This window comes from bacterium (genome assembly GCA_012517375.1).
In the GTDB taxonomy this organism is placed as follows: Bacteria; Hydrothermota; Tepidihabitantia; order B3-TA06; family B3-TA06; genus JAAYVC01.
In genome coordinates this window covers 1-22649 of the sequence record JAAYVC010000065.1, presented here as the reverse complement: position 1 = coordinate 22649, position 22649 = coordinate 1, and the positions used below count along the sequence as shown (strand labels likewise).

The window sequence follows — 22649 nt, the reverse complement described above, 5'->3', positions numbered from 1 at the left end:
AACCCTTTCCTGATTCGGCTGGTGCGTTGCAGGGATTGCGTCTATCACAAATCGGCAAGATGCTTAAGAAACGCCCTCTCGTCATCCGGGCTCAATTTAACCCATTTAAGCTCGTAAAGAAGCTTCATATCTTCAAGGAGATCGTTCTCATCCATCTGCAGCTTCCTTCGTATATCCTCGAAGTGCGTCTTTCCGTCTATCGCCCTGAAGAGAAGATTCGTCCTTACCCTTGGCGGAAGCGCTCTGTCGTATTCGACTTCCGCAGCCGATCTGATTGACGGTACAAGTCTTCGCCAGTCCGACTCCGGAGGATCAGCGCTTACAAGCCCTTTCCTCACAAGCTCCCTGAGAACCCTTTTTGCCTCGAGTTCGTCTCCGAATTTCTGGCATATCCGCTGGATCGTTCTTCGTCCGTTAACGAGAGCGAGAACGCGCCATTCAAGAACCGATATTGAAGGCACGATGTCTAGCTCCGGTTTTATGAAAAGGTTGATATCCTCTGTTGGCAGTTCCTTGTTCATCTCCTTGATATCATCCATCCGAGCAAGAGTGTCAATGAGGGTTTCCTGAGATGTTTTCCTGATGGTAACCTTCGGGGTCTGCTTGCCGGCAAGAAACTTGAACTCCCCTTCGTCCCAGCCAATTATAGCCTGAAATGCCCTTAAACCCTCTGAATGCTGTCCATCCGCGCTGTCAAGCGCGGCGTGAACCAGGTTCCCTTTTTCGAAGTAAAGAAGCGCGGTTTTCTGGCGATCGAGATCCCTAAGAGCCAGTTCGCCTGCTTTCTGGGTCATTATTAAGAGCTGAATAATATCCGACAGGTGAAACTCCGAAAGCAACCCTGTGAGTTTCTCGCTCATGAACCTCTCCCTTTCTCATTCTCCGAACGAAATCTGTGCAATCCAAGGATCATTTTTCTCCTCGCTAAGCGATTAAATGCATGCCTTTAGAAGACGCTCGCATTAGATTGTTCCTTGGACCCTCTCCTTGTCCGTAAAGGATTATATTCAAGCCGGAAAAGATGTCAAGGAAACGAAGTTTTTTTGAGTTGACAAAGCCAATCGCTGCCGTAAACTTCTGCAATTATGAGGGTTCTTTCGATTCTTGTCTTTGCCGCTTTCGTCTTTTTTGGCTGCAAGCCAAAGCCTCCAGAGGTAATATATCACAGCTCGTGTTCGGGCTACGAAAAGCTGCGCGGCATTAAGTTCCCGGTTCAGGCGATCGAACTCGCCATGGACTCGTTAGGCATCAAGGATTCTGTAGGGACAAAGGATAATGGAATCTCATACGAAGTGGATACGAAGATACTCATACACCCCGAGGACAGGGTGTGGCTCGCAACGCTCAAGGCTTTATTCCCTGACGCGCAGATTGCCGACACGAACACTCGCGGAACCGTTCACGTGTTTTACGGAATCAACGCCTTCGCATTCGACTCCCTGCCCTATGCAAGAGGCATACTGATTTTGAACGGCACCCAAAAACAGGGACTCGCGCGCGACGCCGCATACAAATTCAGCGTGCGCTTCGGCGTACTGGGGCTCGAACCACAGACGGCCGATGACGATACCTTCACGAAAACGGTTTTGTACTGCTCTGAGTCCGATAGACCGCTCGCAGAAAAGCTCGTAGCGGAACTCGGAACGGGCAGAATAGAAACGCGCACCAATCTTGGGGATATGGTTCTCGTGCTCGGTAGCGACGCGCTTACCGCATCAAAGATAAAGGCGGCTCCGGGCGGAATATCTATAGTCATAAAGAAATCGACGTTCCGGCTCTTCCTTTATAAGGACGGGGTTCTTGTCAAAACCTACCCGGTTGCGCTAGGCAGAAACGCGGGGGACAAGGAACGCGTAGGCGACTGCCGCACGCCAGAGGGAGATTTCACCATAACTTCCATTGAGGACTCCCGCACATGGGAGCACGATTTCGGCGACGGCAAAGGACCCATAAAGGGTGCATACGGACCCTGGTTCTTTTTGTTATCGACGCTTGCGACCGAGACAAAATCAGGCAAGAAATGGGAAGGTATCGCCATTCACGGCACGCACGACCCTTCCTCGATTGGCACCCGCGCATCAGAGGGCTGTATTAGACTTCACAATGAGGACGTAGATTCGCTCAAAAGGATAGTGCGGGTTGGGACGCCGGTTCGAATCGAAGAGTAGCGCTTTCCCGTTTCTGCAAGCTAATACTTGCCGATCTGAGGCTCTGCCCCTGCGTTACTCGTCTTCAGTTCGTAATAAAAAGGCATAACGCCTTCCGATGTTTTGACGTTATAAGGATGCTGTTAATCGCTGTTCATTTTATGCGGGGAATTACAAGCTGTCAAGCTAGGTATCGGCCCCCCTTTTGAAGGGGGGTAGGGGGGATTCTCCACCCCACAAGCCTACTTTGTATGGTTACTCCGCAATCGTCGTCATTTCATGTGCGGGTACCCCTAGGTGGATTGAAAACCGGCGATCCCTCAGACCTTCCCTTTGGATCGGCGACGTTCTTCGAGGGAATCCTATCTTTCGGACTCCACGATTTTTGCAAGATACCGGTCAGCGAAGTCTATCTTCATCTCTACCCACATGGGAAAGTGGTCGGACATTTGGTACGTGCGCCAGCTCGAGAGGTACTCCTTTTCGAGCTTTGAGTCGTCGAGCTTCGTCTGCTCCTTGACGGTGTTCTTGTAGACCTTGAAGTCGGAATCGGTAAAGACCACCTGGTTGAAGTCGAACACGCCCGCGTTCTTTTTAGCTGCGGGGTCGGCTGCGACGCGGCCGTCGCCCAGCAAAAGCTCGTCGGCCTTGGCGCGGAACGCTATCTGGTCGTAGTGCATGTCGCGCTTGTAGTTCGAAGGCTTCTTCATGAGCTCGGGATGGATAAAGTAGCCCTGCTTGCGAAGCGCCTCCATGGTCTTGTGCTCGGGGCTGACGATGTTGAAGTCGCCGAGAAGGACGAACCGGTGCTGTGCATCTTCCTTTGCACGCTCGGCGATGGTCAGGGCTATTTTTTCAATCTCCGCGACACGGCGCGCGAACTCCGGGGTATTCTGGCCCTCCTTGCCGTAGTAGATGTGCACGGTCGCGAGCATGAACTTGAACCAGCCCGACTGGTAGGCGACCATGAACGGCGTGCGCGCAAACTGCTTTGTGTCCGTGACCAGCGAGCCTTCGGGCAGCACTATCTCGCCCGCGATGTTCTGGAACGTGACCTTAGCGGAATCGTAAACGAACACGAGCCGCTCCCGGTTGCCGGACGCGCCTTCGGTGACGTCGGTCGCTATGTAGCGCCAGTTGCGGCCGAGTATTCGCATGACCCGCTCGAGCTCGGCCATGTCCGCGTTCACCTCCTGCACTGCGACTATGTCGAACGCGGAGATAATCTCGGCAATATAGTAGAGCGATTCCGCCAGACGCGCTGATCGTTTGTTCGAACCAAACTCTCGGATGTTCCAGGTGGCGAGCAAGAGGCTCTCGGACACCGTACGGGATGGCACCTCTCCTCTTAGCTTTTCGCGAAGCAGGAGCAAGCGCTCTGCAGTGCGTTTCCTGTCCTCCTGTGAAAACTTCAGAGGCTTGGGTTCTCTCGTCTTCAGTCCGTAATAAAAAGGCATAACGCCCTCCAATGCGTTAAAAGGATGTTATTAATTGCAGTTTATTTTATGCGAGAATGGGTGGAGTGTCAAGGATTACCCCCCCACCCAGCCTCCCCCACAAAGGGGGGAGGGGCAGCGCCGGAGGCGCATTGGCCGAACGTGCGCTGGAAGCGCAGGCGTTCGGCAGATAACCACAAGCCCGTAGGGGCGTACCTTCAGGTGCGCCCGAATTGTGCGGGCCGACCTAAAGAGCGAAGCGATCATCTTTGATTAACAATTCGTCTCACGTTTAGTGAGACCCTCACGGCGCACCGCCTTAATTTTGTCGAACGAAGTTCGACCCATGCGGCTTCCAGCCGCTACCATTGAACGGAAGTAACTTACTTAAGCTACGCTTAAGCCCATGCGACCTTCGGTCGCTCGCTCAGGGTGACGTGGTTATCTTGAATAGTCATTGCGAGGTTGCTTCCAGAAACCGAAGCAATCTCCTGGCACTAAGCACAAAACACATGACTCTGTATTTCAGAACATAAGATAGTGCTATGAGATCGCCACGCCTTGCGGAAGGAACTTCCGCTCATGCCTCCCTTGGATGCTCCCTCGCAATGACTTTGGTTTACCCCCATCCTCCAATCCTCCCCACAAGGGGGAGGCTGGGTGGATGTGAAATCTTTTTTCGACCACTCTCGAATTTCGACTCTCATTTTTCCCCTAATCCCTTCCCGTCAAGGAGAGGAGAACTGACTCTCTTCTTCAAACCTGACTTCATCCGGTGTCTTCAAAATTGATCTCTATCGAAAGTAATGTTCGCGGAATTCCATTCCGCGCATGCCTCCCCTGGAGGCTATGCAGCCTTCCAGCGGCTATTTGACCATCTTTTGACCATCTTTTGTCCAGCTTTTCTACCTCGTCGCCAACGGAATGGACGTCGTCAAAAAAATTTTAATCCCAACTGCCCTAATTTTAATTTTATTTCACTTCAATTTAATTTTGTTAAAGTAGACCTTGACAAAGTTAAAATTTTGATTATAATAGGGGCATGGCAGAAAAGAAATTGATTGGAAAATGTCCGGTCTGCGAAGGAGAGCTTTTCATCTCCGAACTAAGTTGTAGAAAGTGCGACACTAAGATCAAGGGAGACTTTGAGATACCGCCATTTTCAAGGCTGGATGAACAGGAGCGCGAATTTCTTATGATATTCCTGCGCTCCAGGGGTAGCCTAAGAGACGTGCAAAGGGAACTTGCACTCTCCTACCCTACGGTGCGCAACCGTCTGGACGCATTACTGGCTAAGATGGGCATAATAACCTCAAGCGCCTCTCAGGAAGAGATAAGTGACGTACTTGATAAACTTGAGCAAGGTGAGCTCTCTGCAGAGGATGCAATAAAACTCATCCGGAAACAGGAATCCGATGAGGACGCGTAAAAGGAGGAATGGTGAAGACTTATAACCACCGACCGATAATCCTGAGAAGAGATAAGCTAGAGGATACGTTCGTGAAGAATATCCTTCGTGGTTTCATTAACTTATGCGATTGAAAGGAGACGAAATGAACCCTAAGGAAAGAATCTTGAAGATGCTTGAAGAAGGAAAAATCAATGCCGACGATGCCGCAAAACTTCTGGAAGCGTTGAAGAAAAGCTTTGCTGATGATCTCTGTGTGGACGTCAATACTGACAAGCATCATCATAAGCGTTTTGAAAAAAGGATTTACATACCGCGCTTTGCCATCAGACATAACCCTTTCTTCGGGCACACCCCGAGAAAGATTGTTGTCAGGATGAATAAACCCTATTGCGGTGATGTAGGTGACATTGAAATAATGCCTTTTGGAGATTGCTCCGTCTGCGATTAAAGGAGGATGACGTGCACGAAAGAATGATAATTCTTGACCTCCTTGAAAATGGAAAGGTCAACGTAGATGAAGCAGTGCGTCTTCTCGAGGCTTTAGGCCCAGGTCAGGAATGCTGTATCATCGAGCCTCCCTCTCCCCCAGCTCCTCCTGAAACGCCCGATAAAGAGTAACTTACGGAGACTAAAATGACTTACGAAGAGAAAGAATCGACGGATACCTGCTACGAAGAAGAAATGCTTATTGCAGAGGAAGAGGCTTGCAGGAAAGAGGATTCAATGCTCAACAAGGAAAGAATCCTCAAGCTTGTTGAAGAAGGCAAGATAACAAAAAATGAAGCAGACAGGCTTCTTGCAGCCTTCAAAAAAGACTGTCGAGCTTAAGGAGTATACGATGGAAGAAAGGAAAAAAATCCTGAATCTTCTTGAAGAAGGTAAGATTACAACGGACGAGGCTGTGAAGCTTCTCGAAGCGGTGCAAAAAAGTTATGGTCATATTAATGCTTCATTTGGACATTCACACCATCATCTTCACCCCCACAAGCTTATGAGAAAAATTCATAACATTAACCACGGGTTCGGTCCTGGTCGTAAGATGATAATTATCAAACACGCAGACGATTGTGGATGTCACGAGGATATCGACTGCTGCTGCGACGAGGATTGATTCAAATAATGTCTGATAAACCCATGAGCGATATTGCATTTCGAATCATGTGCGCATCTCTGGTTAGCCGCAACCGCAAGAACCCACCGGAGGAGATTCTGGCAGAAGCAGGTATCAAGAAAGGATTTAAGGTTCTTGATTTCGGGTGCGGACCAGGTAGCTATTCAATAGCTGCTTCAAAGCTTGTGGGCTCAGAAGGCAAGGTCTACGCACTTGACATACAACCTCTTGCAGCTAAAAGAATCAAGTCCATTGCGTGCAAAAACGGCCTGGAAAATATAGAAACAATAACCTCGAACTGCAAAACAGGCCTCGAAAATGGTTCGATTTATTTAGTCATCCTCTACGACATCCTTCACATGCTCAAAGAGCCGGAGAAGGTCCTCTTTGAAATCGCAAGGATATTAAAACCGGAAGGGACGCTTTCAGTCAGCGATCACCATATGGAAGAACATGAGATTATCAGAATCATCGAAAAAGATGCCATCTTTAATGCAGGGGAAGAAACAAAAAAGGTCATAAACTTCGTGAAGAACGGAGGCAATAATGGAAGAACGTGAAAGAATTCTTAAGTTACTTGAAGAAGGAAAAATAACGGCCGATCAAGCGGCAAAGCTGCTTGAAGCTCTTGGAGAAACCTATCGCTGGGGTCCAAAAGGTCATGCAGGTTTCGGTCCGGATTTTGGCGAACGCATTGCCCGAAAAGTGGAGCTAAAATTGAAGGATCTCCCCGAGTTGATCTCAACCAGCATCTCCGGAATGGGTTTCATAACCGGAGAAGGAGAAGAAAAGGATCTTCTCTTTAATCCGAAGGATAACATTGTAATCAAAGCAGTCTCAGGCGACGTAACCATAAAAGGTGACGAGGATGCTAATATCCGCATAAAAGTTGAGGGTGGTCACAGAGTCAATGAGACCGAAAAAGAACTGACGATAAAGACAATGTCAGGGGATATGTTCGTTCAAGTACCTGCCACCCAGAAGATGATTTTAAAAGCCGCTTCGGGTGATGTTAAGGTAGAAAGAATAGCTGATATCTCCTTGCGCAGCACTTCAGGTGAGATTGATATAAGCAATATAACTGAACGCACTGCCGCCTCCCTTGGTTCGGGCGACATTCGCCTCGAATATATAAAAGGGGCAATGGCGATATCCCTTGGTTCGGGCGATCTGGACGCAGAAAACATTTCAGCATCGCTCACAATATCCATGGGTTCAGGAGATATCAATCTTGACCTCGAAGAATGCAAAGGGGGAAGGATAGAGCTTGGCTCCGGCGATTTAGACTTGAGTCTCCCCGAAGACGCCGATGTCGAGATAACGATTCACAAAAACAAGGATTCGGATATCGACTCCGATTTTGATTTAATAAAAACGGATTACGAACCGGCTTTTGATATGGAAGAATATAAGATAACAGTCGGTAAACCGAAAACAAAACTTTACATCAAGGCTAGGGAGGGGGATATAGCCATTCACAAAAGGAGGAATATATGACAGGTCTGATTTACGGAGCGGGAATTGGAGTTCTCTTGATAACAGCCGTACTTGCTGGAACGGTTGCCATCATATACTTCCTTGCTGGCCGCACCGTTAAAGGTGTCCCCGCTTTAGTGAAAGTCGATACTAAAAGGAGGAATAAGTGACCCGTGCAATCTCGGGAATCATCTTTGGACTTATAGTAGCCTGGATAGGCGTCTGGATTTACCTCGGAAATATCTATCCTCAATTACTAGCTTTCAAAACAGCATGGCCCCTTATATTCTCGATGCTTGGACTCCTCATGCTTGGCGGAGTAATAGCCTCTGCCATAAAAAGACGCAGATGGTTCTCAGGCTGGGGCATATTCTGGGGACTTATTATCGCGGCGTTCGGTATCGGTCTTTGGCTTTCCAACGCCCTGATAATTCCTGTTACTTTCGCCCAGTGGTGGCCTGTAATAATAGTGATTCTGGGAATAACGATAATCGTAAGCGTCATAGTCAAGGCGTTAAGCAGACCACGCAACGTAACGGTAATTATAGACAAGCTTGAAGAAGGAAAAATAGACGTAGATACCGCTGTTGAGGAGATACGCAAAACCAGAGGCAGGCGCGACGAGTCCTTCGGAGTAACCGTCGACATTGATAACCAGAAAAAGGGCAGAAGACGCCATGAGTAACGACACAACCCTTCGCATACTCAGGATGGTCTCAAGCGGCAAGATAACGGCCGAGGAAGCTGAAAAACTACTTGAGAGTATAGAAGGCGCAAGACCTTTTGCGAGAGAGATTACTATCCTTGTATTTGATGAAGGCAATAAGGAAAAACCGAATGTAAGGGTAAACCTGCCCATCTCGCTCGCAAAATTCGCAATGAACTTCGTACCATCGAGCGTGTTCTCCAAACAGGAGATTCAGGCAGAAACTATCCTGAAAGCTCTTAACGAGGCCCAGCCCGGCAAGGTCTTTGAAGTAAAAGACAACGAAGGAAAACGCGTGGAGATTTACCTGCATTGAAGGCTTCTTTAGGACAAACTCTCTTCCGTACCCGCAGCGCCCTTGCGGCGCTGTGGGTATTCGTTTTGCTTGCCTTCGCACATCCTTGGATAAGTTTGTGGAGCGCCTTGTTGTTCCTTCCCGGGTTGGCTATAAGGTTTTGGGCCGCGGGCTTCATAGGTCCGGTCTCGCGCAACCCCAAGATATCAAACGAGAGTCTTGTGACTCGCGGCCCATATTCTCTTTCAAGGCACCCTTTGTACATCGCAAATGGCCTTCTGGTCGGAGCAGGATTAGCGCTTCTTCAGCCTCACTGGATACTGATATCCTTGACATCGGCAGGTTTTATAGTCCTTTACATATTGATTGGCAAAGCGGAGGAAAAAAGCCTTGCCGAACGCTTCGGAAAGGATTACGAGATGTACAAGAAGAGGGTAAAACTTTTCTTCCCGAAAATCTTTCGTGGTTCATTTTTCAAGGGATTCAATCCTTTGTGGGCGTTGAGGGAATGGCAAACATGGCTTGTTGTGGGATTGCTTTTCGGTTTCGCATCCCTGAGGTTATACGTTGCTCCAGAACTAATTCACATTCTCGGGTCTTTCGCGACCATGCATGTATCGTGGTTAAGACCTCTTGCAAGAGCAATCGTTCATCTTTTCTGAAAAAACCGTATTCGTCTGACCCAGCCCTCCTTTTATAGCGCCGCGAGAGAACCCCTTCAAAAAATCTTGACTTTCTCGTTATCATAATGTATAATGTCTTTTAATAGCCTGCGCCCGCCTTATTCTCAAAAAAAGGCGGGCGTATTTTAAAAGGCATTGTCGATAAATATTTATTATAAAAGGAGCAATAGATTGAATCTGATTGACCCGTTAGAATACCACAAAACAATAACCCTCTTGAGGGGTTTTTTTTTATCCAGAGGCTACATTGAGGTCCCGACGCAGTCAAGACTGAGCATACTTGCTGCATGTGAAGACCCTACGACCATAGGGTCTTTCGATTACAATGGAGCAGTGTGGCCCCTTCCCCAGACCGGACAGATGTGGCTTGAACATGAGCTATTGACTCACAAGGAGTATCCGGGCGTTTTTTGCCAAAGCACGAGCTACCGTCAGGAAGCAAATCCTGTTCCCGGGAGACACGATCTTATATTTCCGATGTTCGAATTCGAGTCCCGTGGCAGTATTGACGAGCTTATGGCTCTGGAATCCGAACTATGCCAGCATTTAGGATTTCATTCGGGGTTTGAAATGGATTCACATCTGGATGCGGCAAGAGGACGCGAAGACTTTCAGTTCCCCAGTATATCTTACGAATCGGCGTGCAGAAAGTACTCGACGGATTGCATTGAGGCTGAACAAGAAGAAGCTCTCTGCAGGGATTATGGAAATGTAGTGTTTTTAACCAATTTTCCTGAAAAAACGTCTCCCTTCTGGAACATGAGACGCACCGACACTTGCGCCAACAAGGTAGATGTAATCATTCATGGAATCGAAACCATCGGTTCGGCTGAACGTGAAACGGATCCGTCAATCATGCACGACAGATTCCTTTCTATCTCAAATGGTATGTATTCCGAGCTCTTGTTTGCACATTTCGGCAAGGAACGAGTATTATCCGAATTGGAGTCATTCCTGGCTTTACCGATGACTAAACGCTTCGGTGGGGGAATTGGCATCACGCGATTGATAAGAGCACTCAAGCTAAACGGTAAGTTTAACGAGTCGAATGGATAATACCCGTCTATCTGAGATGCAACGATTCTTATTTATAGAAAGAAACTAGGTCTGAATCCCCAGGAGGATAGCTAGCTGTCTTCCTGGGGCAATTTTTTGGCTTCCTCCCATAACTCATCCAGTTCTTTTATGCTAAGCTGTTCTAGGCTTAGGTTACGTTCTTTCGCTAACCTCCGGACATGCTCGAATCTTGCCGAAAACTTCTTGTTCGAGATTGATAATGCCTCTTCAGCCTGAACGCCTATGTGCCGTGCAAGATTTACCACCGAAAAAAGAAGATCACCCAGTTCTGCTTCAAGCTCCCTTTTGTTGTCTGACTCTAGATGTTCGGCAATTTCTCTCGCTTCTTCGTGTATCTTATCCAGGGGGCCCCGCGAAGTAGGCCAGTCAAAACCCACTCTCGCAGCTCGCTCCTGCATCATCTGGGCTCTAATCAGCGCAGGAAGTAATTTTGGTACGCCCGAAAAAAAGCCTTTATCCGATTCTTTTGAAAGACGCTCATCTTCCTTTATCTTCTCCCAGTTCGCCAGGACCTCTGCTTCGCCCGATACCGACTTACTCTTAAAGACATGAGGATGCCTGCGAATGAGCTTTTCGGCTGCCTTTTCCTCCACCTGTTCATATGATGCAATGCCCTCATCCTCAGCAATTCTTATTCCCATGAGAACGATGTAAAGCAGATCACCTAACTCCTCCGAAATCCTTAGTGAATCCGCGGACTCAAGCGCCTCTGAAAGCTCGTATGCCTCCTCTACATAAAGATGACGAATAGACTGCATGGTCTGAGCGCGATCCCACGGACATTCCCTTCGGAGACGGTCTACGATCTCTTTAAGATTTTTTTTCAAACCTATTCGTTTCTGGGAAATCTTGCAACGCCCCAAATCTTAAGCTTGTAGCTCGAATGCCCAGGTGTGGCATCGAGGCTGTCGAGAAGCATCAATGGAAGCTCGTCATGAAGCTCTAAAAGAAAGGTGTCTAAAGCTGAATGCCGGCCTTCTAAAGTTAGAAAGAAAGGATACAATCTTAAAGCGTCTTCATCGAGATAATTCTCGAGCTTAACACCCGGCTTGCTGTTGAGCGCCCCCCTTCTGCCAAGAATCTCCTTGAGATTCTCTTCAGCAGATGTTATCGTATTGCTTATACTGTCCAGTTCGTGCATAAGCATTTCAGTCGCTTCCGGGCTGCCGTTATATGAACTCGTTTCAAATCTCAGCAATGCGACCTCCGCTTCAATACGTTGTTTCTTTTCGATCATCTCCCTTGATCGGTAATAGTTTGAGACGCCGAAGAAAGCACCCGCAGCTACTGCTCCGGCAACCAGCACGGTAAATACAACGACGACAAGAGTCTTCATTTAATCCTCAACGTTACCTTGTGATCAATCAAGCCTTCCCTAAAACCATGCGGCTCACTAATAAGAGAATCGAACTTCTCCGTCTCGGAAAGGGCATCCATGTAACGGGCTATCTTTACGTTGGACGGACTTAAGCACTCAAGTTTTACGAAACGGTCGGAAAACCGGATGGAAACAAGTTTCATCCCAGGAACGAGCTTTGCTTCGAGAAGATATAGTATACCTAAAGGTTCTTCAATTTTATTCCTGCCTTTTTTTATTTCAAGCTTCAAAGAATCCAACCTTCCGGCAACATCATTATAACTCATCATCTCGCGTTTGAGTAATCTCAGAGAGTCCCTTTCCGTCTCAAGAACTCCGAGCTGATTTTCAACATCGTTCAAATACCTCCACTGCAAGAAAAGCCCTAAACCCAAGCATACTGATAATACCAGGAATATACCCAGAAAAATCAAGGCAAACAACCATAAGGGCAATGACTTATGACGATTGGGCACAGAAAGGTCTATTCGTATCAAGGCTCATCCCTCAAAGAACAGGCATAAGCAATCGAATACAGCGGTGAAACATTCGTGCCGGAATCAGTGTCTTTTCCCTCAAAAGGTTCAAAGACACTGCCATCAAGATCGATGGATTCTCCGAGTCTTTTTGCATTTTCTTGGTTTAAACCAGCCTCACCGGACAGAAGAAAGGCATCGAGTTTGCGATGATCCGGCAGAAGAAAATTTCTTCTGAGTTTTAGTTCCTCCTGCCACATCGTGAACGAAACCTCATCAAATTGACCGGAGAATGGTTTATCCATGAACAATTCTTGAGCAAGTATGGGAATACCGTGACTTACAACCACAAGGAAAGCCCTTGTTGTGTCGAGGTGTAAAGTCATTACCGCATTCTGCCCCCACTTAGACTCAAGCACTGCATTCGCAATCGCCGTCTGCCCCGTTTCCGTATGGACGGGTGAAATCGGAAAAACTTCACTTTGACGTTTCACATCCTCGAAGAGAGCCTTGGCAGCAACAACCCATGTCTCCTGGCCAACGCTTCTTAGAGGATCAAAACTCATAATGTCGCGGCTCTTATCAAAACCAAGGAAAAATCTTGCCTCCCAGGCAACATTATCCTCAAGTTCTGAAATATCAACCTTGTCGGATGCAAAACACTTTACCTTTACATCCCTTCCCTGAAGTGGAAACACGAATTTTCTTATCTGAAGACGAGTAAAAAGCCCTCTAAGGGTTTGTTTTAAGCCCGAAGGCGAGCTATCTTCAACAAACACTCTGCCGAAGGTTGTTGGTTCATCGCCTTTGGAGTTTCTCACCCAGCGAACCTCTGAGTTCAAAACGTCGATTCCGTAAATCATTAGTGAGTAGTATAAGAGACAAGGTTAAGATGTCAAGAATAAAACAAACGCATTGCGGTACTAAGGGGAAATCGAGATTATTTTCTCCGACAGATGCATGTAAGACACCACAAAGACAGATACTTAGCATCCACTTGACTTGAGTCCAAAAATCGAGTATTATTAACTCTCCAAGGAGGCTAGATGTTCCGTGGCGCGATTACAGCTTTAGTAACACCGTTCAAGAACGGGAAAATAGATACAGAGGCCTTAGAAAAACATATCCGCTGGCAGATTCAAGAAGGAATTGACGGACTCCTGCCGTGCGGGACGACCGGAGAAACCCCTGCCCTGGAAGATAGCGAAAAGGAACTAGTCGTCAAAACGGCAGTTAAACTAGCAAAAGAATCAGGGAAAAAGCTGCCCGTGATTGCAGGAGCAGGAACTAACTCAACATCGAAAACCGTCAAAGAAGTAATGGAAGTGAAAGAATGGGGTGCCGATGCCGCGCTGGTTGTTACGCCTTATTACAACAAGCCTACGCAGGACGGTCTCTACGGTCACTTCTCAGAAGTCTGTGAGAAGACGGATATGCCCGTAGTTATTTACAACATCCCTGGAAGAACGGGAGTTAACATGACACCTGCCACCTTCGAAAAAGTATGCAGGAGGTATGACAAGATTGTAGCCGTGAAGGAAGCCTCTGGAAACCTGGATCAAGTATCTGAGATTGTATCGAGGTGCGGATGGCTCAGCGTGTTATCTGGGGATGACAGCCTTACTTTGCCCATTCTTTCCGTTGGCGGCAAAGGCGTCATATCCGTTGTTTCGAACATCGCTCCAAAGGATACGGCAACGCTCGTCAGGCTTTTCGAGGAACGCAAAATTGATGAAGCAAGAGACATGCATCACAGGCTCTTTAAGCTGATAAAGGCTTTATTCACAGAGACCAATCCTGGCCCGATAAAGACCGCAACTGGAATCCTCAAGTGGAACACTGGAGAGGTTCGACTTCCTATGTCAGGACTTTCTGAAGAGAATCTTTCGAAACTCAAGACCGCTCTCAAGGAGTACGGTTTAGTTAAATGATACGCGTAATCGTCGCCGGCGGCTGCGGCCGAATAGGCGGTGAAGTTGCAAGACTCATCTCGAAGACAAAGGATATGCGCCTATCCGGCATCATTGAACGAACCGATCATCCTGAAATCGGTAAGATGTTTTCCGATACTTTAGTTCTTTCTGATATTTCGTCACTACTTGACAAATCCGACGTAGTTGTTGACTTTACATCACCGCAAAGTCTCCTCTCTCTTCTGAAGAAACTCAAGGAATCATCGCTGCCTATAATCTCGGGGACGACCGGCCTCACGCCTGACGACTTGAAAGAACTCAAGAAACACTCCGAAAACAAAGCCGTTTTGTGGTCGCCGAACATGTCAACTGGCGTAAATCTGCTTTTCAAACTCGTCGGGCAAGCGGCAAGTTCACTCAAGGATTATGATATCGAGATTCTCGAGATGCATCACCGCCACAAAAAGGACGCACCATCCGGGACGGCAAAGATGCTAGAGGAGATTGTAAAAAGAGAGAGAAGAATAACAAAAACCCTGTATGGACGTGAAGGATTGACCGGTGAAAGAGATGCGGACGAATTAGCTGTATTGGCTTTGAGGGCAGGAGACATAGCGGGAGAACATACGATTTTCTTTGCAACCGAAGGCGAACGACTGGAACTTACACACAGGGCATCCAGTCGCCTTGCATTTGCACAAGGAACACTCAAGGCTATACGATTTATTGTCGGACGTCCAAAAGGGCTCTATGGATACTCCGACATCTTGGAGGAAAATTGAGAGAAACAGCAAAACGTTTGGAACTTCTGCCACCTTATCTGTTTGCAGAACTCGATAAGCTCAAGACAGAATACGGCGAAGGAGTAATAGACTTCGGGATAGGCGATCCGGATCAACCTACTAATCCAGAAATAGTTAACGCCCTTGTTAGGGCATCCAGCGATGCTAGCACCCATAGATACCCTACATACACCGGCACATTAACTCTGCGACGTGATATAGCCAAGTGGTACAAGGACAGATTCGGAGTTGACGTAGATCCTGAATCAGAAGTCTGCGTACTAATTGGTTCTAAAGAAGGAATCTCCCATTTAATTTGGGCTCTTGTCGATGAAGGAGATGAGGTTATATATCCTGATCCATCGTATCCGGTTTACCGTAATCAGATTCTCCTTGCCGGAGGAAAGCCTAATCCTGCGCCCCTTCTCGAAGAGAATCATTTTCTTATAGATATTCCAAGACTCAGGCCTACACAGCGTACGAAACTCTTTATTATGAACTATCCTTCCAATCCTACTGGCGCAATGGCTACCCCTATTGATTATGCCGAGGCAATTCAGTTTGCCCGCAGCCACAATATGTGGCTTATAAACGACAACTGTTATTCCGAGATATACTTCGACGAAAAACCTGCAAGCGTCCTAGCCGTGCCGGGAGCAAAGGAATGCGCGGTAGAGTTTCACTCCTTTTCAAAGACCTTCAACATGACGGGCTGGAGAATAGGCTTTGTTGTAGGTAATTCCAATATGATTTCAGCCTTGAGAAGAATCAAGGAGAATACGGATTCAGGCGTTTTTGTGGCCATACAAAGGGCGGCTCAAACCGCCTTCGAAGTCGTGGATCAGGTTACTAAGGATGCAAGAGCCCTCTACAGATCAAGGCGTGGAACCCTCTTGGCGGGATTAAATGTTCTAGGATGGAACATACCGGCACCAAAGGCAACATTTTATGTCTGGGCCGAGATTCCTCGAAAAGGCGTATCCTCGATGGAATTTGCCAAGAAGATGCTTGCTGAAACAGGCGTCCTCGTAACACCAGGCATCGGTTTCGGCCAGTCCGGTGAAGGTTTTGTAAGATTTTCATTGACAATCGAGCGGTCCCGCATAGAGGAAGCCGTCAAACGTCTAGAGAAGTGGCTTTGATTGTCGCTAAATTCGGCGGTCGCTCTCTGGCTACCGCAAACCACGTTAAAAGGGTTGCATCTTATCTGGCTAGGAGATCAAAAGAAACAAAAATATGTGTGGTGGTCTCTGCGATGGGCAGCCAGACGGACGAGCTTCAGAAGCTTGCGAATTCGGTGTGTTCTTCGCCTAAAGGCAGGGAACTGGATATGCTCCTGACTGCAGGAGAACGCGTTACGATGAGTCTTCTTGCAATGGCTCTGGGGGAAAGAGGCGCAAAATCCCTTTCGTTCACGGGCTCCCAGGTAGGAATTCATACCGATGAAAGACATAACGACGCAAGAATCCTCTATGTCAGAGGCCAGAGACTGAAGGAAGCTCTTGACAAGGGATACATACCTATAGTTGCAGGGTTCCAGGGTGTAAGCTCGGAATCCAAGGAAGTAACAACACTGGGCAGAGGGGGTTCGGATACGACCGCGGTAGCGCTGGCTCGGTTTCTTAACGCCGATTCCTGCGAATTCTACAAGACCGTCAAGGGGCTTTCTTCGGCAGACCCCAGGCTTTTCCCGAAGGCAAAGGTTCTCGATACGATAAGCTACGAGGAGCTCGTGGAGCTTGCAGACTACGGAGCAAGAGTCATCCATCCAAGAGCCGCATCGCTGGCAATGCGTTACAGGATTCCGCTTGAAGTGCGTTCAAGCACAAGACCCTACAAAAAAGGAACATCTATAGGGCAACAGGAAGAACTCGAGGAGCGTTTCGTCCGGGCATTCACCCACATGAAAGGGCTTGTCAGGATAACGGTCAAGGACGTACCGCAAGACCCCAACGCCATGTCACAGGCGATAGCCAGGCTGGCCGACGCGGGAATACGCATCCTTTTCTACCATCACGGTCATCCTCAAGATTCGAGTTTCGACCTGGCATTCATTGTATCAGAAACGGACTCTCCTGGGGCAAGGACTCTATTGGAGAAGTTTAAGAAAGAAACAGGAGCTCAGGCTCTCTCTGTAGTAAAAGGCATATCCGAGCTTTCCCTGGTAGGACCCGGAGCAGGCAAGGATTCGGCCATAACCAAACGTGCCTTCGAAGCTCTCCGTGCGGACAACGTTCATATCGAGGCGTTTACCAATTCAGAACTTAAACTGTCATTCTTTCTTCGTGCACCCAATCTCAAAAGAGCTATATCAAGATTACTTGAGGAGTTTAATCTCCTTGAAACACAAAACATGAGAGGTTAAAGCAAGATTGGAGAGGTTAAGATGATCTTCATTGCCCCCACAGCATATAAAGAAGCGCTAGGACCGGTAGCCGCAGCGCGGGCGATTGCCGCCGGCCTCAAAAGCAGCTTGAAAAGGGAAAAGATGGAGCTCTACCCTCTTTCAGACGGAGGAGACGGATTTATTGAGTGTCTATCGTACTATCTTAAGGGAAGAAGAGCCAGGATCTCCACAATGCAGGTTACGGGTCCCACAGGCAGAAGGATAAAAACCCAAGCTCTGATAGCAGGTCGCAGCGCCTATATCGAATCTGCATCCGTGCTTGGATTAAGACTTGTAAAAGAAGAAGAACGAAATCCATTGCATACCACTTCAAGAGGATTAGGCGAAGCCATAAGGAACGTGCTGGATAAAGGCATGGACGAAGTTATCGTAGGGCTCGGAGGGAGTGCAACCGTTGACGGAGGCAGAGATGCTCTGGAGGTGCTCGGCGCCAGGTTCCTCGATTCTCACGGCAAACCCCTATCCAAAGGGCCTCAGGAGCTCCAAAACCTTGCCAAGATAGACCTTTCACAGCTGGATCCCAGAGTGAAAAAACAGGTTACAATACTCTGGGATGTGGACAGTCCCCTTGTAGGACATCTTGGTTCGCTTGTTTATGCTCCGCAGAAGGGAGCGGGCGAAAAGGAGATGAGGATTCTTGCAGCCGCTCTTGATCGATATGCAGTTATTGCCGAGATGACAACCGCGCAGCGTCTTGATCACCGCAAAGGCATGGGAGCTGCCGGAGGAATAGCCTTCGGTTTCGCCGCGCTAGCAGGCTCGCGAACCATGAGCGGCGCAGATTTTTTATTAAGACTCTCAGGTCTGCGTGAACGGCTTACTAGGCACGATGTAATAATATCCGGAGAAGGCAGACTGGATAAGCAAAGCCTTTCGTATAAGGTTGTCGGAAACCTGAGGAGACTCCCGCACCGCAGGATGATCCTTCTGTGTGGCGATATTGCTATACAGATAGCACCCAGAGATCGCCGTACTACGGCAATCTCGATTCAACCAGGACCTACGACACTCAAGCAGGCAATGGCTGAGACTAAGACCAGACTTACACAAACAGCGGCACAGATAGGACGTTTACTTGTTCCATGATTTAACAGAAGAAGTCCTCGATGCAATGAGCAAGCCTGGGTTTTATCCGCACAAAGTAAGAGAGATAAGAAAAGCGGAGACTCACACCGCATGGGTCTTTCTTACGGGTTCTAAGGCCTATAAGCTCAAGAAACCTGTCAACTTCGGTTTCCTGGACTTTTCGACTCTGGATAAAAGGAAAGAGTTCTGCGAGAAGGAAGTCAAGCTCAATCGCTTGCTTTCGGACTTGTATATTGGTGTCGAACCGATAACGAGAGACGAGGATGGGCGACTCGTGATTTCAGGAAACGGCGAACCGCTCGAATATATTGTAGTCATGAAGGAGCTTCCCCAGGAATCCTTGATGAGCAGCCTACTGAAGAACGACAAAATTGATTATCATACGATTGACGGCCTTGCAAAAGAGATTGCGAAATTTCATAAATCGGCTGAAACTTCTGAAGAGATTACAAAAGAAGGTTCCCTGGAGAATGTTCGCTTCAACTGGGAGGAAAACTTTCAGCAGACCGAGAACGTGAAGGACATTACACTCTCCTCGGAACGTTTTGAGTCGATAAGGAAGAATGTATTCAGATTCCTTGAGAACAAGAAGGAGGACTTCAGAAAAAGGGAGAAGGAAGGTTTTATCAAATACTGCCACGGAGACCTTCATTCCGGCAACATCTTTATATACGAGGATAAGATTCACATCTTCGATAGAATCGAGTTCAATATGCGCTTTGCCTGTTCGGATACAGCCGCGGATTTAGCGTTCATGACCATGGATCTTGATTTTCACTCGAAAAGGGAGCTGTCCGATTTCCTCCTTATGAGGTATCTTGACATAACGCAGGATTATTCATTGCTGAAGTTTCATGACTTTTTCCGCTGCTACCGCGCCTACGTAAGGGGAAAGGTCATAGGTTTTCAACTGTCTCAGAATCCCCGCGATGCACAGGAGATAAAGAGACGAGCAAGTGCATACTTCGACTCTGCCGAGCTTTACGCCTCCACCCTTTTTTCAAAACCAAGGTTAATAGTCTTCTACGGCCTTCCGGGAACAGGCAAAACATATCTTGCATCAAGAACAAGGGATTGGACAAACGCCATCCATATCAGGGCGGATGTTGTGAGAAGAGTGATTGCCGGCGTTTCATTAGACGAACACCACTATGCCGGATTCGGATCTGATCTCTATTCTGCGGAGATATCAAAGAGGGTCTACGACTACCTTGCCAGACAAGTGAAGCTATATCTCTCTCAAGGACAGTCACTTATAATCGATGCAACCTGCCATAAAGAAAAAAACAGGCTTGAGTTGAAAAAAGCAGCTGACGAGCTTGGAGTCGAGTCTTTCTTTATACGGACAGACGCAGCGCCTGAAAAAGTAAGGGAATGGATTGAGAAAAGAAAGACTTCTGATCTTCTATCTGACGCTACATGGGAAATATACAGCGAAATGAAGAATAAATTTGAACCTGAAGGAAGCTTTCCTTATTCGACGATTGTTACAGGCCGAGCCCCTCAAGAGATGGACTCCGACATAAAAAAAATGATCGGTTCCTGATGTATAATACTTTAAGCCTGAAACTTACGCTAAACCCCTTCCGCCCCCTGCATATTCCATGAGGGAATAAATCATGCCTCTTTCGGTATTAAGAGACAAAGGGATAAGGTCCGAGGAACATAAAGGACCTCCCGAAGACGAAAAAAAACTCTTAATAGAGGCAAAAAATGGAGATTTTGGTGCGTTCTCCAAACTGGTAGAGCGTTATCAAAGAAAGGTTTATACAGTGATCTACAGGTTTGTAAGGAATCATCACGAAGCTGATGATCTGGCTCAAGAAACGTTCATACGCGCCTTCAAGGCAATAGAACGTTTCGATGTCAACTACCCTTTCAGCCCATGGATTTACCGTATAGCCATTAACCTGACCTTGAACCATCTGAAAAAGAAAAAACTCAAGATAGCTGATGTTGATCTTGAATTCCAATCTTCAGGTGAAACGCCTGAAACAACTGCCTTGAAGGATGAAACAAGGAAAAAAGTGCATAAGGCAATAGCCAGCCTGCCCTTAAAACTCAGACAGGTTCTTGTTCTGAGGGTATACGAGGACTGGTCGTATACGAGGATTTCCGAGGTGCTGGAGATACCTGTAGGAACGGTGATGTCGCGTCTTTCGCGCGCAAGAGAGATGCTTAAAGGGGAACTTGGAGCACTGCTATGAAATGCAATGATTTTGAAAAGTTAATACCTTTATATCACGATGGGGAGTTGAGCGAAAAAAAGAAGAGTGAATTTGAAAAGCATCTGGAGAAATGCTCTGCGTGTAAAGCAAAACTTCAGGAGCTAAATGCATTAGACGCTCTGGTTCGTGACGGTGAATCAGAAAGCGTCCCTGATCCGGGCGAGCATTACTGGCACAGTTTCACCAATCGCCTGAGCCGCAGACTCACGGATTCCAGACATATGCTTGTCCACCGTCCAAGGCGCAAGCTTCTTGGATGGCGTCTTCTGCCCTACCTTTCAGCCGGCGTTGCAGTCGTATTCGCCATCGTAATCGGAATCGAACTCATAGGTCGAGCGCCTGCCAAATTCTCGCAAATGAAAGAAATAGAGGAACTCGGGAAAGTCGACCTCAAACGTGAACAGGGAATAGCAAAAACGGACAAATCCCAGAGCGCACCTGTTGCTTCTAATGAAAGAGCCGTCGAGATGCAAAGCCGTGCCGGATATTACGCCTCGGAAGCCGAAGCGAAAATGAGCGTTCCCATACCTGCAATGCCTGAGGAGAACAAAGAGCTTGTCAGCGCCTACGATGTGGATGACATTGCCAAAGACGAGTCTATATCCTCCTCGACTGAAGGAGCCGAACTTCAATTGGCGCAGGAAAAAACCGCTAATGCAGAGCAAGGCGGAGGCCGCAGAAGCTCCGAGGAGGCAGGCAAGGCGATTGTTGCAGGAACAATCAGCGACATCAACAATAAAATCAAGGAGAATGAATCCTCTGCCTTAGGCGGCGCTGCAAAAGAAACAAAATCGGCAAGAACGACTAAAGCCGCCGCTCCATCCGTCGGAACGATAGCCAAGTCCTATCCGGAGAACGCCATAGTGTTCGACCGCCAGTTTTCTGAAGGCGGAACGCTCCGCGTGGTTGTCGATTCCACAGGAAAACTAGCCGAAGTTACCATCTACCGCTCCTCTGGCGATGCTAAAGTGGATAGCCAGGCAATCGCGGCATATAAAAAACAGTGGAGCGGACAAGTGCTTCGTCAGCGTCAAACGACTCTCTACATTCCTTTCGGTCAAAAACAGACAGACACAAAGAACGACTAAGCCCTCAATTTAACGACAGACTAAGTGGTTAGTTTCACTCTTAGATTAAAGATGATTTTATTTATCAATCAACACTTGACAAATCATTTTTATTTAAGATAATGTTATAAAGCTAAACGTAAGGGAGAAGGATGAAAAGAATAATATCTTTAATAATCGTTTTTGCTATTGTTGCGTTGCCGATATCGGCTTTTGCAGAAAACGCCTGCGAGCAGGCAAAAGCGGATGCAAAAAGAGACTCTCAATGGTGGCTCTGGACAGGAGCAGGATGCCTTATAAACATAATCGGTGTTGGATTAGCTTATCTGTTGAAACCCTCACCTCCCCCTGAAAGATTGCTTGGTAAACCAAGTGACTATGTTACAGCATATACCGATTGTTACGTCAAGGAAGCAAGAAAAGAAAGAGCAGGCAAGGCTTGGATAGGCTGCGGAGTCGCAGGAGGAGTGGCATTAATAGGCACGGTCATTCTCGTTATCTCGGCTCAACAAGCGGGCCAGGCTTGCGGCGATGCTTGCGGCGATGCAATAGGCACGGCGCTAGGCAACGCCTGTTCGAATGCGATAAACTGCAACACCGGCTGGTAGGAGAATAGCTTCGATTATTTTCTTCATCTTTTAGAAAAAGTCTTCGAAATCCGCCGATGCGGTTTCAGGAACTGTTCTCAATTAAAGCAATATACAACTTGACAATCTTCGCGCACCTTTAACAACCATCACTTCAATTACCAGCAAAAAGAAACGGATTGATGTAAGCGGTAATACCGACAAGGTTCCAATTTCTTAAGTGTTTTAATATTAAGTCCTCTCGCAATTAGACTTTCTCACAAAGTGTAGTGCGACCCATTTGTCAAGACAGATTTGAGGTAAAATGAGTTTAGAGATTTCACATTGCTTCCTTAAGAACTTGCTGGGAGTAAAGGGCCTCGAACTCCTCCGGACTCCTGTATCCCAGGCTGCTGTGCACGTAT

General features: G+C 47.5%; 26 protein-coding genes and 2 pseudogenes. 22 read left to right on the top strand and 6 right to left on the bottom strand.

Annotated elements, in window-relative coordinates:
- Positions 1-44 precede the first annotated feature (44 nt).
- Positions 45-860 carry a DUF4388 domain-containing protein gene (locus tag GX441_07095; GenBank protein NLI98409.1) on the bottom strand — a complete coding sequence of 272 codons (816 nt, stop codon included), beginning with the start codon at positions 858-860 and terminating at the stop codon, positions 45-47.
- Positions 861-1085: 225 nt separating this feature from the next.
- Between GX441_07095 and GX441_07090 the strand changes: the two genes are divergently transcribed.
- Positions 1086-2168 (top strand): L,D-transpeptidase family protein, encoded by a 1083-nt coding sequence (locus tag GX441_07090; protein ID NLI98408.1) that lies wholly within the window; start codon positions 1086-1088, stop codon positions 2166-2168.
- 341 nt (positions 2169-2509) lie between these two features.
- On the opposite strand, the gene GX441_07085 is transcribed toward GX441_07090, so the two are convergent.
- Positions 2510-3604 (bottom strand): endonuclease/exonuclease/phosphatase family protein, encoded by a 1095-nt coding sequence (locus tag GX441_07085; GenBank protein NLI98407.1) that lies wholly within the window; start codon positions 3602-3604, stop codon positions 2510-2512.
- Between the two features lie 1021 nt (positions 3605-4625).
- Between GX441_07085 and GX441_07080 the strand changes: the two genes are divergently transcribed.
- The 12 genes and pseudogenes from GX441_07080 to GX441_07025 all read left to right on the top strand — a co-directional run bounded on the left by GX441_07080 (position 4626) and on the right by GX441_07025 (position 10321).
- The gene (locus GX441_07080) at positions 4626-5012 is read left to right on the top strand and encodes a DUF2089 domain-containing protein (GenBank protein ID NLI98406.1); all 387 of its coding nucleotides are present in this window, start codon (positions 4626-4628) and stop codon (positions 5010-5012) included.
- A gap of 124 nt (positions 5013-5136) precedes the next feature.
- A complete protein-coding gene (locus GX441_07075) occupies positions 5137-5442 on the top strand; it encodes a DUF2089 domain-containing protein (protein ID NLI98405.1) in 306 nt (101 codons plus the stop codon).
- A gap of 11 nt (positions 5443-5453) precedes the next feature.
- Entirely contained in the window at positions 5454-5612 is a 159-nt protein-coding gene (locus GX441_07070) for a hypothetical protein (GenBank protein ID NLI98404.1), read from the top strand.
- A gap of 15 nt (positions 5613-5627) precedes the next feature.
- Positions 5628-5822, top strand: a complete 195-nt coding sequence (locus tag GX441_07065; protein NLI98403.1) for a hypothetical protein — start codon at positions 5628-5630, stop codon at positions 5820-5822.
- A 10-nt stretch (positions 5823-5832) separates the two neighbouring features.
- A pseudogene (locus tag GX441_07060) lies at positions 5833-5916 on the top strand (DUF2089 domain-containing protein).
- A 197-nt stretch (positions 5917-6113) separates the two neighbouring features.
- A complete protein-coding gene (locus tag GX441_07055; GenBank protein ID NLI98402.1) occupies positions 6114-6665 on the top strand; it encodes a class I SAM-dependent methyltransferase in 552 nt (183 codons plus the stop codon).
- Positions 6652-6735: pseudogene (locus tag GX441_07050) on the top strand (DUF2089 domain-containing protein). Before GX441_07055 ends, GX441_07050 begins: the two are co-directional and overlap by 14 nt.
- A gap of 863 nt (positions 6736-7598) precedes the next feature.
- The gene (locus GX441_07045) at positions 7599-7751 is read left to right on the top strand and encodes a hypothetical protein (GenBank protein ID NLI98401.1); all 153 of its coding nucleotides are present in this window, start codon (positions 7599-7601) and stop codon (positions 7749-7751) included.
- Positions 7748-8266 carry a hypothetical protein gene (locus GX441_07040; GenBank protein NLI98400.1) on the top strand — a complete coding sequence of 173 codons (519 nt, stop codon included), beginning with the start codon at positions 7748-7750 and terminating at the stop codon, positions 8264-8266. Before GX441_07045 ends, GX441_07040 begins: the two co-directional genes overlap by 4 nt.
- Entirely contained in the window at positions 8259-8603 is a 345-nt protein-coding gene (locus tag GX441_07035; protein NLI98399.1) for a hypothetical protein, read from the top strand. The genes GX441_07040 and GX441_07035 overlap by 8 nt, the downstream gene beginning before the upstream one ends.
- A complete protein-coding gene (locus GX441_07030) occupies positions 8600-9244 on the top strand; it encodes an isoprenylcysteine carboxylmethyltransferase family protein (protein ID NLI98398.1) in 645 nt (214 codons plus the stop codon). The genes GX441_07035 and GX441_07030 overlap by 4 nt, the downstream gene beginning before the upstream one ends.
- A 192-nt stretch (positions 9245-9436) precedes the next feature.
- The gene (locus GX441_07025; protein NLI98397.1) at positions 9437-10321 is read left to right on the top strand and encodes a transposase; all 885 of its coding nucleotides are present in this window, start codon (positions 9437-9439) and stop codon (positions 10319-10321) included.
- 71 nt (positions 10322-10392) lie between these two features.
- Here the strand turns inward: GX441_07025 and mazG are convergent, their stop codons facing one another.
- The 4 genes from mazG to GX441_07005 form a co-directional block, all read right to left on the bottom strand.
- Entirely contained in the window at positions 10393-11169 is a 777-nt protein-coding gene (gene mazG / locus GX441_07020; GenBank protein ID NLI98396.1) for a nucleoside triphosphate pyrophosphohydrolase, read from the bottom strand.
- Between the two features lie 2 nt (positions 11170-11171).
- Complete coding sequence (locus tag GX441_07015) at positions 11172-11678, bottom strand: hypothetical protein (GenBank protein NLI98395.1); 507 nt, start codon at positions 11676-11678, stop codon at positions 11172-11174.
- Complete coding sequence (locus tag GX441_07010; GenBank protein NLI98394.1) at positions 11675-12061, bottom strand: hypothetical protein; 387 nt, start codon at positions 12059-12061, stop codon at positions 11675-11677. The genes GX441_07015 and GX441_07010 overlap by 4 nt, the downstream gene beginning before the upstream one ends.
- A 131-nt stretch (positions 12062-12192) precedes the next feature.
- Positions 12193-13038, bottom strand: a complete 846-nt coding sequence (locus GX441_07005; GenBank protein NLI98393.1) for a hypothetical protein — start codon at positions 13036-13038, stop codon at positions 12193-12195.
- A 183-nt stretch (positions 13039-13221) separates the two neighbouring features.
- On the opposite strand from GX441_07005, the gene GX441_07000 reads away from it, so the two are divergent.
- The 9 genes from GX441_07000 to GX441_06960 all read left to right on the top strand — a co-directional run bounded on the left by GX441_07000 (position 13222) and on the right by GX441_06960 (position 22266).
- Positions 13222-14106, top strand: coding sequence for a 4-hydroxy-tetrahydrodipicolinate synthase (locus GX441_07000; protein NLI98392.1), 885 nt, complete (start codon positions 13222-13224; stop codon positions 14104-14106).
- Positions 14103-14870: a 4-hydroxy-tetrahydrodipicolinate reductase gene (locus GX441_06995; GenBank protein ID NLI98391.1), complete on the top strand. Its 768-nt coding sequence runs from the start codon at positions 14103-14105 to the stop codon at positions 14868-14870. Before GX441_07000 ends, GX441_06995 begins: the two co-directional genes overlap by 4 nt.
- Positions 14867-16012, top strand: a complete 1146-nt coding sequence (locus GX441_06990) for an aminotransferase class I/II-fold pyridoxal phosphate-dependent enzyme (protein ID NLI98390.1) — start codon at positions 14867-14869, stop codon at positions 16010-16012. Before GX441_06995 ends, GX441_06990 begins: the two co-directional genes overlap by 4 nt.
- Positions 16009-17235 (top strand): aspartate kinase, encoded by a 1227-nt coding sequence (locus GX441_06985; protein NLI98389.1) that lies wholly within the window; start codon positions 16009-16011, stop codon positions 17233-17235. Before GX441_06990 ends, GX441_06985 begins: the two co-directional genes overlap by 4 nt.
- Positions 17236-17256: 21 nt before the next feature.
- A complete protein-coding gene (locus GX441_06980) occupies positions 17257-18363 on the top strand; it encodes a glycerate kinase (protein NLI98388.1) in 1107 nt (368 codons plus the stop codon).
- On the top strand, positions 18353-19909 hold the full coding sequence (locus GX441_06975) for an AAA family ATPase (GenBank protein ID NLI98387.1): 1557 nt from the start codon (positions 18353-18355) through the stop codon (positions 19907-19909). The genes GX441_06980 and GX441_06975 overlap by 11 nt, the downstream gene beginning before the upstream one ends.
- Positions 19910-19982: 73 nt before the next feature.
- Complete coding sequence (locus tag GX441_06970) at positions 19983-20570, top strand: sigma-70 family RNA polymerase sigma factor (protein NLI98386.1); 588 nt, start codon at positions 19983-19985, stop codon at positions 20568-20570.
- Entirely contained in the window at positions 20567-21679 is a 1113-nt protein-coding gene (locus tag GX441_06965) for a hypothetical protein (protein ID NLI98385.1), read from the top strand. Before GX441_06970 ends, GX441_06965 begins: the two co-directional genes overlap by 4 nt.
- Before the next feature lie 131 nt (positions 21680-21810).
- A complete protein-coding gene (locus GX441_06960; protein ID NLI98384.1) occupies positions 21811-22266 on the top strand; it encodes a hypothetical protein in 456 nt (151 codons plus the stop codon).
- Positions 22267-22649: the final 383 nt, after the last annotated feature.